General features: G+C 68.7%; 14 protein-coding genes. 5 read left to right on the top strand and 9 right to left on the bottom strand.

The window, feature by feature from the left end; translation table 11 throughout:
• The first annotated feature begins 2 nt into the window (after positions 1-2).
• Together GXN78_RS26495 and GXN78_RS26490 are read left to right on the top strand one after the other, a co-directional pair.
• Positions 3-683, top strand: coding sequence for a C39 family peptidase (locus GXN78_RS26495; protein ID WP_106558351.1), 681 nt, complete (start codon positions 3-5; stop codon positions 681-683).
• 59 nt (positions 684-742) lie between these two features.
• The gene (locus GXN78_RS26490; protein WP_106558350.1) at positions 743-1,231 is read left to right on the top strand and encodes a hypothetical protein; all 489 of its coding nucleotides are present in this window, start codon (positions 743-745) and stop codon (positions 1,229-1,231) included.
• A gap of 12 nt (positions 1,232-1,243) precedes the next feature.
• Here GXN78_RS26490 and GXN78_RS26485 read toward each other — a convergent pair whose 3' ends face one another.
• The gene (locus GXN78_RS26485) at positions 1,244-1,969 is read right to left on the bottom strand and encodes an HAD-IA family hydrolase (RefSeq protein ID WP_106558349.1); all 726 of its coding nucleotides are present in this window, start codon (positions 1,967-1,969) and stop codon (positions 1,244-1,246) included.
• Between the two features lie 15 nt (positions 1,970-1,984).
• On the opposite strand from GXN78_RS26485, the gene hemH reads away from it, so the two are divergent.
• Positions 1,985-3,013 carry a ferrochelatase gene (hemH, locus tag GXN78_RS26480; protein ID WP_106558348.1) on the top strand — a complete coding sequence of 343 codons (1,029 nt, stop codon included), beginning with the start codon at positions 1,985-1,987 and terminating at the stop codon, positions 3,011-3,013.
• Between the two features lie 13 nt (positions 3,014-3,026).
• Here the strand turns inward: hemH and GXN78_RS26475 are convergent, their stop codons facing one another.
• The 7 genes from GXN78_RS26475 to GXN78_RS26445 are packed head-to-tail and all read right to left on the bottom strand — an operon-like array spanning position 3,027 to position 9,223.
• On the bottom strand, positions 3,027-3,533 hold the full coding sequence (locus tag GXN78_RS26475; protein ID WP_106558347.1) for a DUF1993 domain-containing protein: 507 nt from the start codon (positions 3,531-3,533) through the stop codon (positions 3,027-3,029).
• 46 nt (positions 3,534-3,579) lie between these two features.
• Positions 3,580-4,455: an alpha/beta hydrolase gene (locus GXN78_RS26470; protein ID WP_106558346.1), complete on the bottom strand. Its 876-nt coding sequence runs from the start codon at positions 4,453-4,455 to the stop codon at positions 3,580-3,582.
• A complete protein-coding gene (locus GXN78_RS26465; RefSeq protein WP_106558345.1) occupies positions 4,452-5,516 on the bottom strand; it encodes a branched-chain amino acid ABC transporter permease in 1,065 nt (354 codons plus the stop codon). Before GXN78_RS26465 ends, GXN78_RS26470 begins: the two co-directional genes overlap by 4 nt.
• A 10-nt stretch (positions 5,517-5,526) precedes the next feature.
• Positions 5,527-6,513: a branched-chain amino acid ABC transporter permease gene (locus GXN78_RS26460; RefSeq protein WP_106558344.1), complete on the bottom strand. Its 987-nt coding sequence runs from the start codon at positions 6,511-6,513 to the stop codon at positions 5,527-5,529.
• A gap of 16 nt (positions 6,514-6,529) precedes the next feature.
• Positions 6,530-7,258, bottom strand: a complete 729-nt coding sequence (locus GXN78_RS26455; protein WP_106558343.1) for an ABC transporter ATP-binding protein — start codon at positions 7,256-7,258, stop codon at positions 6,530-6,532.
• Positions 7,255-8,019 (bottom strand): ABC transporter ATP-binding protein, encoded by a 765-nt coding sequence (locus GXN78_RS26450; protein WP_106558342.1) that lies wholly within the window; start codon positions 8,017-8,019, stop codon positions 7,255-7,257. The genes GXN78_RS26455 and GXN78_RS26450 overlap by 4 nt, the downstream gene beginning before the upstream one ends.
• 7 nt (positions 8,020-8,026) lie before the next feature.
• Positions 8,027-9,223, bottom strand: coding sequence for a substrate-binding domain-containing protein (locus tag GXN78_RS26445; protein WP_106558341.1), 1,197 nt, complete (start codon positions 9,221-9,223; stop codon positions 8,027-8,029).
• A gap of 268 nt (positions 9,224-9,491) precedes the next feature.
• Between GXN78_RS26445 and GXN78_RS26440 the strand changes: the two genes are divergently transcribed.
• Positions 9,492-9,674, top strand: a complete 183-nt coding sequence (locus GXN78_RS26440) for a hypothetical protein (RefSeq protein ID WP_106558340.1) — start codon at positions 9,492-9,494, stop codon at positions 9,672-9,674.
• 302 nt (positions 9,675-9,976) lie between these two features.
• On the opposite strand, the gene GXN78_RS26435 is transcribed toward GXN78_RS26440, so the two are convergent.
• Positions 9,977-11,509 carry a sigma 54-interacting transcriptional regulator gene (locus GXN78_RS26435; protein WP_106558339.1) on the bottom strand — a complete coding sequence of 511 codons (1,533 nt, stop codon included), beginning with the start codon at positions 11,507-11,509 and terminating at the stop codon, positions 9,977-9,979.
• A 220-nt stretch (positions 11,510-11,729) separates the two neighbouring features.
• Here GXN78_RS26435 and GXN78_RS26430 point away from each other — a divergent pair, with 220 nt between their 5' ends.
• On the top strand, positions 11,730-13,223 hold the full coding sequence (locus GXN78_RS26430; RefSeq protein WP_106558338.1) for an efflux transporter outer membrane subunit: 1,494 nt from the start codon (positions 11,730-11,732) through the stop codon (positions 13,221-13,223).
• The last annotated feature ends 13 nt before the right edge of the window (positions 13,224-13,236 follow it).

The following is a 13,236-nucleotide window of genomic DNA, read 5'->3' as shown; positions in this document are numbered from 1 at the left end:
GCATGCGCAGCCTGCTGCTCGCCCTCGCCTTCCTCGCCACGGCCGGCCCGGCCGAGGGCCAGCTCGCGCATCTTCCGGCCATGGGTGGGGGCGACGTCATCATGCCGGTCACCAGCATGCGCCAGGCGCGGCTGGCCGGCACGCTGCTGCAGAAGTACGACTTCTCCTGCGGATCGGCGGCGCTCGCCACCCTGCTCACTCATCACTACGGCTATCCGGTCACGGAGCAGGTGGTATTCGAGCAGATGTACGCGGGCGGCGACCGCCAGAAGATCCACCGCGAGGGCTTCTCGCTGCTCGACATGAAGAACTTCCTGGCGGCTCACGGCTTCCAGGCCGACGGCTTCGAGCAGCCGCTGGACAAGCTCAACGAGGCGCGCATTCCCGCCATCGTGCTGATCAACGAGAACGGCTACCACCATTTCGTGGTGGTCAAGGGCGTGCAGCCCGACCGCGTGCTGATCGGCGACCCGGCTCTGGGCACGCGCGCGATGCGGCGCGAGGCTTTCGAGGCGATCTGGAAGAACGGCCTGCTGTTCGTGATCCACAACCAGATGGAGAAGGCGCGCTTCAACCTCGCGGCCGACTGGCGCGCGGCGCCGCGCGCGCCGCTGGGCGAGGGCCTCAGCCGCGATGGCATGGCCGGCATCGCCCTGCCCAAGCTCGGGCCGGGAGAGTTCTGATGAGTCCCGCACGGCCACCCGAAGGGGCTCGCACCGCAGCCGAAGGCGAAGGTTGCCTTGTGAAATGGGCCGCACCGCTCCTGCTGTGTGCCCTGCTCGGCCTGGGTTCAGCCCTGCCGGCGCGTGCCGAGGCCATTTGGGAAGCGGTGAGCAACCGCACGCTGGACAGCCAGCGCGGCGGCTTCGACGTCGGCGGCGGCCTGCTGGTGAGCTTCGGCATCACGCGCGCCGTCTACGTCAACGGCGACCTGGTGACGCAGACCTCGCTCAATTTCGGCCGCGTCGCCGACCTGACGCCGATGCAGGCCAGCCAGCTCGCCCAGCAGATGGCGGCGCTGAATCTGGTCCAGGTCGGGCCGGGCAACAGCGTTGCGCCGGACGTGCTGGCCAACGGCACCGGCACCATCATCCAGAACACGCTGAGCAACCAGCACATCGTGAATCAGACCGTGATCGATGCCCGCAGCAACGCGATGGGCATGATCAAGAACCTCAACATCCAGGACACGCTGAGCGATGCGCTCAGCCGTTCGGCAACAGGCCGCTGAGCGGGGGAGCGGTCAGTCGGCCTCGAGGGCCCTGCACAGCGCACGCAGGTTGGGCACGATCAGCTGCGGCCGCGCGCCGTGCTCCCACGGCCGCTCCTCGCGCACCAGCCAGGCCGCCTGCATGCCGGCGCCGAGGGCGCCCACCACGTCCAGCGCCGCGTCGTCGCCCACGTGCAGCACGTCCCTGGGCAGCAGGCCGACCGAGGCGGCGGCGGCCCGGAAGATCGCCGGGTGCGGCTTGCCGCTGCCGAACTCGCGGGCACTGAAGGCCGCGCGGAACCAACGCCCCACGCCGGCCAGGTGGATGTCGGCATTGCCGTTGGAGACCGCCACCAGCGGATAGCGCGCGCTGAGCCACTCGAGCGCGGGCAAGGCGTCGTCGTAGAGCGTCACGCGCTGGCGCTCGGCGAAGAAGACCTCGAAGGCCGGATCGGCCAGCGCCGGGTCCTCGTGCGCGCGCTTGAGCGCGGTGCGTATCGATTCGCGGCGCAGGGCGCTCAGGTCATGGGCCAGGTCGGAACGCTCCTTCTCGGTCGCTTCGCGCAGCTCGCGCAGAACGCCCGGCGTGATGAGCAGGTTCGCGGTCTTCGGCGCCTCGCGCAGCAGCCATTCGTGGAGCACGCGTTCGGCGCGTTCGATGGTGGGCCAGATGGGCCAGAGCGTGTCGTCGAGGTCGAGCGAGATCGCGGCGATGCGCTTCACGTCGAGCGCCTGGGGATCGGGAGTCGCAAGGGCCATGGCCGAGAATAGCGCATGCCTTTCCGACCCGAAGCTCCTGCTGCCGCGACCGACCAGGAGCGCACCGCCGTGCTCTGGTGCAACCTCGGCTCGCCCGACGAACCGACGGCACGCGCGGTGCGGCCCTACCTGGCCGACTTTCTCGGCGACCCACGCGTGGTCGAGATTCCGAAAGCACTGTGGGCACCGATCCTGCACGGCATCATCCTGCGCACGCGGCCCGCGAAGTCGGCCGCCAAGTACGCGGGCATCTGGATGCCCGAGGGCGCGCCGCTCAAGGTCTGGACGCAGAAGCAGGCGAAGCTGCTGGCCGGCTGGCTGGGCGAGCGCGGCCACCGCGTGACAGTGCGCGAGGCCATGCGCTACGGCCAGCCTTCCATCGCGGCGCAGCTCGATGCGCTCAAGGCCGAGGGCGCGACGCGGGTGCTGGTGCTGCAGGCCTACCCCCAGTACTCGGGCACCACCACCGCCAGCGTGATCGACGCCGTCAACGCCTGGAGCGCGGGCATGCGACGCGTGCCGGCGTTTCGCTTCGTCAACGACTACCACGACGAGCCGCTCTACATCGAAGCGCTGGCCAAGAGCGTCGAAGACCACTGGAAGCACCATGGCCGGCCGGACCGGCTGCTGATGAGCTTCCACGGCATTCCGGAACGCAACATCCGCCTCGGCGATCCCTACCAGGCTCAATGCCTCGCAACCGCGCGGCTGCTGGCAGAGCGCCTGAAGCTCGCGGAGTCGCACTACCGCGTCACCTTCCAGTCCCGCTTCGGCCGCGCCAGATGGCTGGAGCCCTACACCGAGCCCACGCTGCGCGAGCTGGGCGCATCAGGCGTCGCGCGCGTCGACGTGCTGTGCCCCGGCTTCCCGGCGGACTGCCTGGAGACGCTGGAAGAAATCGCGATCGAGGGGCGCGACGCCTTCCTGCAGGCGGGCGGCAAGGCGTTCCACTACATCTCCTGCCTCAACGACCGTGGCGACTGGATCACCGCGCTGGCGGCGATTGCCGAACGCCACCTGAGCGGATGGCCCACTCGGGCCTGAGATCGGGAACGCCTCAGAACCGACCGAGGTAGTCCATCTTGCCGAGCGGCACGCCGCTGTGCCGCAGCACGTCGTAGGCGGTGGTCACGTGGAAGAAGAAGTTGGGCAGCGCGAACTGCAGCAGGTAGCGCTGCGCGGTGAAGGTCAGTTCGTTGCCGCGCGCCTTCATCGTCACGGGCCGGTCTTCGAAACCGTCGATCAGTGCGCGGTCCACGCTCTGCAGATAGTCCACGGTTTTCGCGACGCGGGCCTGCAGTTCCGCGTAGGTGGTCTCAGTGTCGGGAAAGCTCGGCGCCGTGAGACCGGCAATCCGCGCCGTGCCCAGCTTGGAGGCGTCGCTGGCGCTCTGGATCTGGCCGGCCAGCGTGAACATGTCGGGTGCGAGCCGCGCATCGACCAGCACCGCGGGGTCCAGGCCCGAGGCCTGCGCATGCGCGATCCCCTTGTCCAGCAGATGGGAAAGCTGGCCGAGTCCGCGAAGGAAGACCGGGACCGAGATGTCGTAGAACGAGAGCGCCATCGATGACTCCGAGTTGATTCGGCGTCGATTGTGGCGAGCTTGCCAACTAATTGCCGGCGGCGCGCACAAAGGCCTCGATGGGGTCCAGATGCGCGGGCACGTTGAGCGCCGGCGCGTGGCCGCAGCCCGGCACCTCGATGATCTGCAGGCGGCCGGCCGCACCGGGTCCGCGGCGCTGCATCTCGACGAGCGTCTCGGGCAGCACCAGATCCGATTCGGCGCCGCGCAGGCACAGCACGGGCACCTCTATCGCGTCGTAGTGCGGCCACAGCACATAGTCCTCGGGATGCACGACGAACTGACGCACCATGGCCGGGTCGTAGTGCGGCGTCACGCGGCCGTCGGGCAGGCGCCGGGTCGAGGTCTCGGTGAGCCGTCGCCACTGCGCGTCGGTGAGCGAGCCATAGGGCTTGTAGACCGTGCGGAAGAAGGCTTCGAGCTCGGCCACGGTGTCGAAGGCCGGCGGCTGGCCGGCATAGGAGCGGATGCGCTCGACGGCGGCCTCGGCGATCTGCGGCGCGATGTCGTTGAGCACCAGGCTGGCGATGCGCGCCTTCATGCGCGGCTCGACCAACCCGCCCGCGCAGACCAGGCCGATGGCGCCGCCCATCGAGGTGCCGACCCAGTGCACCCGCTCGAGCGCCAGTGCATCGCACAGGCCGTTCGCCAGGCGGGCGTAGAAGGCCAACTGGTACTCGTCGTCCGGCACCTGGCTCCACTGGCTCAGTCCGCGGCCGATGGTGTCGGGGCAGACCACGCGGAAGCCGCGCTCTGCGAAGTGCACGGCCAGCTCGTCCATATCGCGGCAGGTGCGCGCCAGGCCGTGCCAGGCGATGACCACCGGGCCGCCCTGCCCGCCCCAGTCCATCCAGTGGATCTCGCGGCCGGCGATCTGCAGGTAGTTGGAAGTCGGTGTATTCATCGCTTTGCCCTCGCTCGCAAGCGGCCGACGATGCCGGTCGGGAAGTAGTAAACCGAGAGCACGAAGAGCACTCCCAGCCACAGCAGCCAGCGGTCCGGCGACAGCAGCGCCGCCAGCCACGACACGCCGCTCACGGCCTCGCTGCCCAGGCGCAGCAAGTCCTGCAGGTAGCTCTGCGCCACCACGAAGAGCGCGGCGCCGATGGCCGCGCCGTAGACGGTGCCCATGCCGCCGATCACCACGATCAGCAGCACGTCGATCATGATCTCGAAGGACAGCGAGGTGTCCGGCCCGTTGTAGCGCAGCCAGATCGCCAGCATCGCGCCGGCCAGCGTGGCAAAGAGCGCCGACAGCACCGAAGCCGTGGTGCGGTAGACCACCACCCGGTAGCCGATCGCCTCGGCGCGGAACTCGTTCTCGCGGATCGCCTGCAGCACGCGGCCGAAGGGCGAGTTCACGATGCGCAGCAGCGCCAGCACCAGCACCACCGCGGCGGCGAAGAGCAGGTAGTAGCACAGCAGCCGGCCGTCGAGCGAGACGCCGAGGAAGGGCTCCTCGGCGAACTCGAAGGACGGCGAGATCAGCTCCGGCAGCTTGAAGGTCAGCCCGTCCTCGCCGCCGGTGAAGTCCGACAGCTGCGAGGCCAGGGTCTGAAAGGCCGAGGCCACCGCCAGCGTGATCATCGCGAAGAAGATCGCCCGCACGCGCAGCGAGAACAGCCCGATCGCCAGCGACAGCAGCAGGGACACGACGAGCGCCGCGCCCAGCCCCAGCAGCACCGCGCCCCAGCCCGGCCCCAGCCGCGTCGCCGAGATCGCGATGCCGTAGGCGCCGATACCGAAGAACATCGTATGGGCAAAGCTCACGATGCCGGTGTAGCCCAGCAGCAGGTCGAAGCTCGCGACCAGCACGATGAACACCAGCACCTTGGCCGCCACGCTCAGCGCCTTGACGCCCGGGAAGACGAAGGGCGCAAAGGCCAGCGCGATCAGCAGCGCCACCAGCAGCACCGCCAGGACGCGGCTGCGCGGCAGGTCGTTGGACAGAAGTCGATTCAGCATTCGCCCGCCCTCACCGGCTGCTCGCCACGGGATACACGCCCTGCGGCCGCCACAGCAGCACCGCCACCATCAGCACGATGCTGGCGAACTGCGTGGCCACGGGCAGCAGGAAGCCGGTGTAGTTGGTCATGAGGCCCACCAGCAAGGCGCCGATCAGCGCGCCGGTGGTCGAGCCCAGGCCGCCGATGATGATCACGATGAAGATCAGCACGTTGACCTGCGCGCCCATCTGCGGGATGAGGTTCTGCTGGAACAGGCCCCACATCACGCCGCCCAGGCCGGCCAGCGCGCTGCCCACCACGAACACGCCGATGAAGAGCCGGCCGATGCGGTAGCCCAGCGACTCGACCATCTCGCGGTCCTGCACGCCGGCGCGGATCAGCAGGCCGATCTTGGTCCGGGCCAGCGTCCAGGCCAGCACCCCGAACACCACGAGCCCGACCGCCACCGCGAGCAGGCGGTACTTGCTGATCGCCGCATCGCCCACCAGCAGCGAGCCGCGCAGGCCGTCGGGCAGCGGAAGCGGGATCTGGCCCGGGCCCCAGATGACCTTGATCAGCTCCTCGCCGATGATCATGCCGCCCATGGTGATCAGGATCTGCTTCAGGTGCTGGCCGTAGACCGGCCGCACGATGAAGCGCTCGAAGGCCAGGCCGATCGCGCCGGCCACCGCCATCGCCACCAGCATCGCGGGGAACACCGCGACCAGGTTGCGCCAGACCTCTTGCGAGCCGGTCCAGTCGCCCATGCCGCCGAGCACGGCACTGGCGACGAAGGCGCCCAGCGCGATGAAGACGCCGTGGCCGAAGTTGAGCACGTCCATCAGGCCGAAGACCAAAGTCAGGCCCGAGGCGATGATGAAGACGATCATGCCCATGGCGAGGCCGGCGACGGTGAGGGTGAGCCAGGTGGAGAAGGAGCCGGTCAGCGGCAGCGCGACGAGCGCGAGCACCGGGACGAGCAGGAGCGGCTTCCAATCGAAGTCGAGCGTTTTCATGCGTCCTCTTGCTCCCTCATAAGGCCAGCCCCAGCAGCGACCGCTGCAATTCCTCATCGGCCGAGAAGGCCGCCATGCTGCCGCTGTGCACCACGCGCCCGTTGTCCATCACCGCGACCGAGTCCCCCAGCCGCTGCGCGAAGTGGATGTTCTGCTCCACCAGCAGGATCGTCACGCCGCTCTTCTTGAGCGCATCGAAGGCCTGGATCATGTTGTTGATGATCGCGGGCGCCAAGCCCTTGCTGGGCTCGTCGACGATCAGCAGCTCGCGCGGCTCGACGATCGCGCGCGAGACGGCCAGCATCTGCTTTTGTCCGCCCGAGAGCTTGCCGGCCGGGTGGTTCCAGAACTTCTGCACCGCGGGGAAGAGCTCGAAGATCCACTTCAACCGCGCCTCGTCCATCTGCTCGGCGCGCTTCGCGCCGCGTGCCGCGAGCAGCATGTTCTCCTTGACGGTGAGGTCGGAGAAGATGCCCATGTTCTCGGGCACGTAGGCAATGCCCAGCTCGGCGATCTGCGGCGTGTGCAGGGCCGTGATGTCCTTGTCCCCGAAGCGCACCCGGCCTTGGGAGGCATGCCACAGGCCCATGATGGTCCGCAGCGTGGTGGTCTTGCCGGCGCCGTTGCGGCCGAGCAGCATGGTGAGCTGGCCCTTGGGGACGACGAGATCCACACCATGAAGGATGTGATACGCGCCGATGTGGGTGTGGACGCCTTCGAGGCTTAACAAGTTCGCGTTCGTCACGCAGGCTCCTTCGCCACGCCCAGGTACGCTTCTTGGACCACCGGCGAGGCAATCACCTCCGCCGGCTCCCCATCCGCCACCAACTGCCCGTTGTGCAGCACGATGATCCGGTCCGCCAGCTCGCGCACCACGTCCATCTTGTGCTCCACCAGCAGGATGGTCTTGCTGCGGTCCTTTTTGAGCGCGCGGATCAGGTCGAGGATCACCGGCGCCTCGGCCGCGTTCATGCCGGCCGTCGGCTCGTCGAACATGAAGACCTTCGGCTCCAGCGCCATCAGCAGCGCTACTTCCAGCTTGCGCTGGTCGCCATGCGGCAGGCTCGCGACCGTGGCGTGTTCCTTGGCCTTGAGCGCCACCTCGGCCAGGATCCGGTCGGCCCGCTCGGTCAGCGCGCGGTGGTCGCTCCAGATGCTCCACAGATTGAGCCCGCGCCGATGCGCCCCCTCCTGCGTGGCCTGCACCGCAAGGCGCACGTTCTCCAGCACCGTGAGGTTGGGGAAGAGATTGGTCAGCTGGAAGGCCCGCCCCAGCCCGGCACGCGTGCGCGCCGAGGCAGAGAGGCCCGACAGCATCCGGCCGTCCAGCGACACCGTGCCGGCCGTCGCCTTGAGCTGCCCCGAGATGAGGTTGAAGTAAGTGGTCTTGCCCGCGCCGTTGGGGCCGACGATCGCGGTCAGCGTGCCAGGTGCGAAGCTGCAGCTGACATCGTTGACCGCGACATGGCCGCCGAAACGGACGGTGAGCCCGCGCGTCTCGAGCATCGGGAGATCAGCGCTTGTTCTTGACCGGAATGTCCATCTGCGACGCCTTGATCTCGTGCACCAGCTCAGGCACGCCCCAGGCGAAGGCAGGGTCCGTCTTGATCTTGAAGTGGTACATGCTCTGCAGCGCCTGGTGGTCTTCCTTGCGGAAGGTCATCGTGCCCTTGGGCGTGTCGAAGCTCATGCCTTCCATGGTCGAGATGAGCTTGTTGGTGCCGGTGTCGCCGCCCGTCTTCTTGAGCGCCGTCACCACCGCCATTGCGGCGCTGAAGCCGCCGGCGGTGAAGAAGTCCGGCGGCGTCTTGAACTCCTTGTAGTGGGCCGCGACCAGGGCCTCGTTCACCGGGTTCTTCGGGATGCCGAAGTAGTAGTAGGTCGCGCCCTCCATGCCGGGGAACTGCTTGTAGCTGGCCATCGCCGGCAGGATGTTGCCGCCGGTGGCGATCTCGATGCCGTAGCGCTTCAGGTCGAGATCGGCGATCTTGAAGGGGTTGCCGGCGCCGGCCCACACGATCCAGATCACCTTGCGGCCCGGCTGGTCCTTGAGCTTGTCGATCAGCCGCTGTGCACCGGCGGTGAAGTCGGTGGTGTTCTGCGGCAGGTATTCCTCGTGGACGATCTTGGCCTTCTTGATCGCGTCCTTGAAGGCCTTCACGCCATCGCGGCCGAAAGCGTAGTCCTGCGCCAGCGTGGCGATGCTGACACCGGGCTTGTCGAGCGCGACCGCGTTGCTGATCGCGTCCTGGCTGGAGTTGCGGCCGGTGCGGAAGATGTACTTGTTCCACTTGTCGCCGGTGATCGAATCGGCCACCGCGGGCTCGACCAGCAGGATTTTCTTGTACTCCTCGGCCACCGGCAGCATCGCCAGCGCCACGCCCGAGGAAGTCGGGCCCACCGCCAGCGCCGCCTTGTCGTCGGCATAGGCTGCGGCCAGCAGCGACTTGCCGAGGTCGGGCTTCCCCTGGTCGTCCTTCTCGATCACGGTCAGCTTCTTGCCGTTGACGGTCATCGTGCCGCCGGTGGCGTAGTTCAGGCCCATCATGAAGCCGGTCTGCGTCTGCTTGCCGTAGGCTTCCAGCGGACCGGTCTTGCTGTAGATGTGGGCGATTCGGATCTCGTTGGACTGGGCCAGCGCGGGCGTGCTCAGCGCGGAAGCGCCCAGAGTGGCGATCGCCGCGAGGGCGACGAGATGGCGACGATGCATTCTTTGTCTCCTGAAATGGATGACTGAATATTGCACAGTCCGTGCCAGGCGCAAATGAGGGAGAAGCACGGGACTTTCCCTTGCGCCCCGAGCGAAAAGCCTGGAATCAGGACATTTGAATTGCCTTTGTTTTGGGCAATTGCATGTTTTTCAGTCAGGGTTTTCCAGGGACACGGGGAATTTGAGCCCGCCCTTCAACTCAAGACGCAACCTGCGGTACAACCCAAGCAGCAACCAACGCACGCACGCCAAGCGAGGAACCTTCACCATGACCACTGTGCAATTCGAGCTACCCGATGCGCCGGCCCAGCAGGCCCGCAACGCGGGCTTGCTGTCGCCCTCGCGCCTGGAGCAGTGGCTCCGCGAGCAGTTGCGCCAGGAGGCCGTCGAGCGAATGGCCCAGGCGCGCACGAAGCTCGCCGCCGACCCGATCGCGCCGATGACCACCTAGGAGATCCACGCCGAGATCGAGGCCTGGCGCAGCGAGCAACGGCGTGCGACTGGTTCTTGACACCAACACGGCCCTGTCGGGACTGCTGTGGAGCGGCACGCCAGGGCAACTGCTGGATGCGGGGCAGGCCGCTCGCATCGAGCTGGCCAGCTCCACGCCGCTGCTGGCCGAGCTGTCACCGCCACAGCGGCGCTGCAGCGCATTGCACAGCAGCAGCCATAGCGTGCGAGCCGCGCGCTCGCGCGGACGCAACCCGAGGGCTTGCAGTGCGAGCCCGCGTGCTTGCCAACAGGAATCCGCTTTCACTCGGACTTGTCGAGACGCTCATAAAGCGTCGCACGCGAAATGCCGAGCAATCTCGAGGCCGCCAGCTTGTTGCCTCCTGTCGCCGACATCGCCGCCGCAATCGCCCTACGCTCCAGCTCCGCGACCTGCTCGGCCAGCGGGCGCAGCAGCAGCGCCTTGTCGTCGGCTGCTGTCGCACCCGGCACCGCTTGCAGCGGGTCGGGCGCCGCGATCTTCTCCTGCCCCGTCTCGCGCAGGATGCGCTCCAGTTGCGCCGCATCGATGCGCTGCGAGTCGCTGCGCATGGTCACCTGCTCCAGCACGTTGCGCAACTCGCGGATGTTGCCGCGCCAATGCTGCGCGGCCAGCAGCGCCAAGGCATCGGGCAGCAGCTCGGGCGGGGCCTCGCCGCTGCGCAGCGCCATGTCCTCGCCCAGCGCCTCGACCAGCGCCGGGATGTCGGCGCGCCGCTCGCGCAGCGGCGGCACGCGCACGGGCAGCACGTTGAGGCGGTAATAGAGGTCCTCGCGGAAGCGCCCTTCCCTCACCAGCGCCGGCAGGTCGCGCGAGGTGGCGGCGATCACGCGTGCATCGAAGGGCACCAGCTTGTTCGAGCCCAGCGGCTCGATCTCGCCTTCCTGCAGCGCGCGCAGCAGCTTGGCCTGCAGGGCCAGCGGCATGTCGCCGATCTCGTCGAGGAAGAGCGTGCCGCCGTCGGCCAGCTTGAACTTGCCCTCGCGCGCCTTGCGGTCGGCGCCGGTGTAGGCGCCGGGGGCGACGCCGAAGAACTCGGCCTCCAGCAGCGTGTCGGGCACGGCCGCGATGTTCACGCTGACGAAGCTGTGGCGGGCCCGCGCCGAGGCGGCATGAATCGCATGCGCCAGCAGTTCCTTGCCGGTGCCGGTCTCGCCCAGCAGCAGCACCGGGCTGGAGGACTGCGCCGCGCGCCGCGCATGGCGCTTGACCTCCACCGCCGCCGGGCTGGAACCAATGAAGCTGGCGAAGGTGTATTTCGAGCGCCGCTGCCCGTCGGCCGACTGCTGCCAGAGCGGGTTGTTGCGCTGGGTGGCGAGCTCGCGCCGCGCGTCGTCGAGGTCGCGCTGCAGCAGCGCGAACTTGCTGATCAGCGGCTTCAGCGTGTCCTCGGGGTGGTCGAAGAGCACGATGCCGATGGCGCCGATCACCGCGCCGGCCGCCCCGTCCTCGCGCTCCTCGCGCAGCGGGATGCGGCTGACCACGAAGGTGCCGGCCTTGTTGGTGAGCAGGTCGATCAGGATCGGCTCGCCGGTCTCCAGCACGCGCTGCATCAGCGTGTTGGGCACCACCTCCTCGACCGGGTGGCCGAGGAACTGGTCGATGGAGGAGAAGCCCAGCGCCGGCAGGAAGCGGCGGTAGCCCTCGTTGACCCAGACGATGCGGCCGCTGCGGTCGACCAGGAACATGCCCTGGCTGATGCTGGAAAAAAGATGAAACATCGAGCGCGCTGCCAGCGCCAGGATGCCTTCGGCATCGAGCGGCAGTGCGGCTGTGGGCGCGGTGATGGCTGACATCCCGGAATCGTAGCTTGTGCATCAATGGACGCTTCGAACGTCATCAATGGCGCTGCCGCAACTGGCTACGATGCAGGGTTTTTCGATCTGCAGTAGGGGCTTGATTTCAGGCAGGCGCAGTCTTGCTATGCTGCGCGCCTTGCCCGGCCCACCCGGCTGCACCCGGCGCCAGCGACGCGACCTACCCGATCGCCAGCCACGCCACTTTTTGCGGAACCTCATGAGGAACTCCCGGCTTCGAGCGCTCTGCTTTGCGCTCCCTTTCGCGCTCCCTCTGGCCTTCTCGGCCTGCACGCTCCCGCGCCCGCCCGAGAAAGTCACGGCCCCGACGCCCACGCAGTGGAGCACGCCCCTGCCCCATGGCGGCTCGCTGCCCGTGCTGGCCGACTGGTGGCGCCAGCTCGACGATCCGCTCCTGGTCGAGCTGATCGACGCAGCCCAGGCCGCCAGCCCCACCGTGGCCAGTGCCGCCGCGCGCATCGCCGAGGCGCGCGCCTCGCGCGTGGCGGCCGGCGCGGCGCTGGCGCCCAACCTCACGGCCAATGCCTCGGCCACGCGCAGCAACTCGCCCACCAGCGGCTTCGGCGGCCTGGGCGGGACCGGCAGCACCGGCAGCAGCTCGGCGAGCACCTCGATCCCGGCGATCACCACCCTCCAGGCCGGCCTGCAGTCGAACTGGGAGATCGACCTCTTCGGCGGCCTGCGCGCCACCCGCGACGCCAGCCAGGCCCGGCTCGACAGCGCCGGCGCCAAGTGGCACGAGGCGCGGGTCTCGGTGGCGGCCGAGACGGCCAACGCCTATTTCGGCGAGCGTGCGTGCCGGCGCCAGCTCGCCGTGGCCACCGCCGATACGCAGTCGCGGGCCGAGACCGCGCGCCTCAACGACCTGTCGGCGCGCGCCGGCTTCACCGCGCCCGCCGATGCCGCGCTGGCGCGCGCCGGCGCCTCCGACGCCTCGGCCAAGCTGACGCAGCAGCGCGCGCAGTGCGCCCTGCTGCAGCAGTCGCTGGTCCAGCTGACCGGCATCGATGCGCCCACGCTGCAGGCCCGGCTGGACGCCGCGCCGGTGGACCGCGCGCTGCCGGTCGTGCATGCGATCGCCAGCGTGCCGGCCGAGGCGCTGGCCCAGCGGCCCGACGTCTATGCGGCCGAACTCGGCGTCGCCGCCGCCAGCGCCGAAGCCGGCTCCGCGCTGGCGCAGCGCTTCCCGCGCCTGACGCTGCAGGGCTCGATCGGCCGTCTGCAATTCCGCACCAGCGGCTTCCGCGACACCGTCGACACCTGGAGCATCGGCCCGGTGGCGCTGTCGGTGCCGATCTTCGATGGCGGCGCCCTGGCCGCCAATGTGGACGCGGCACGGGCGCGCTACGACGAGGCCGTCGCGCTCTACCGCGGCAACGTGCGCCAGGCGGTGCGCGAGGTCGAGGAGGCGCTGATCAGCTTGCAGAGCACCGACCAGCGCGCCGGCGATGCCGACACCGCGGTGCAGAACTACCAGGCCTCCTTCGACGCCACCAGTGCGCGCTACCAGAGCGGGCTGGCCAGCCTGTTCGAGTTGGAGGATTCGCGGCGCACCCTGTTTGCCGCGCAAACGGCGCGCGTCTCGCTGCAGCGCGAGCGGGCCGAGGCCTGGGTTGCGCTCTACCGCACGACAGGCGGCGGCTGGGCGCGGCCCGGCTCCGAAACAACCAACACCTCTTCGATCGCGAAGTAAGTGAAGTGGCTCC

This window comes from Variovorax sp. WS11 (genome assembly GCF_010499245.1).
In the GTDB taxonomy this organism is placed as follows: domain Bacteria; phylum Pseudomonadota; class Gammaproteobacteria; order Burkholderiales; family Burkholderiaceae_C; genus Variovorax.
The sequence above is the reverse complement of the archived record's forward strand: the minus strand, read 5'-3'. Positions and strand labels throughout refer to the sequence as shown.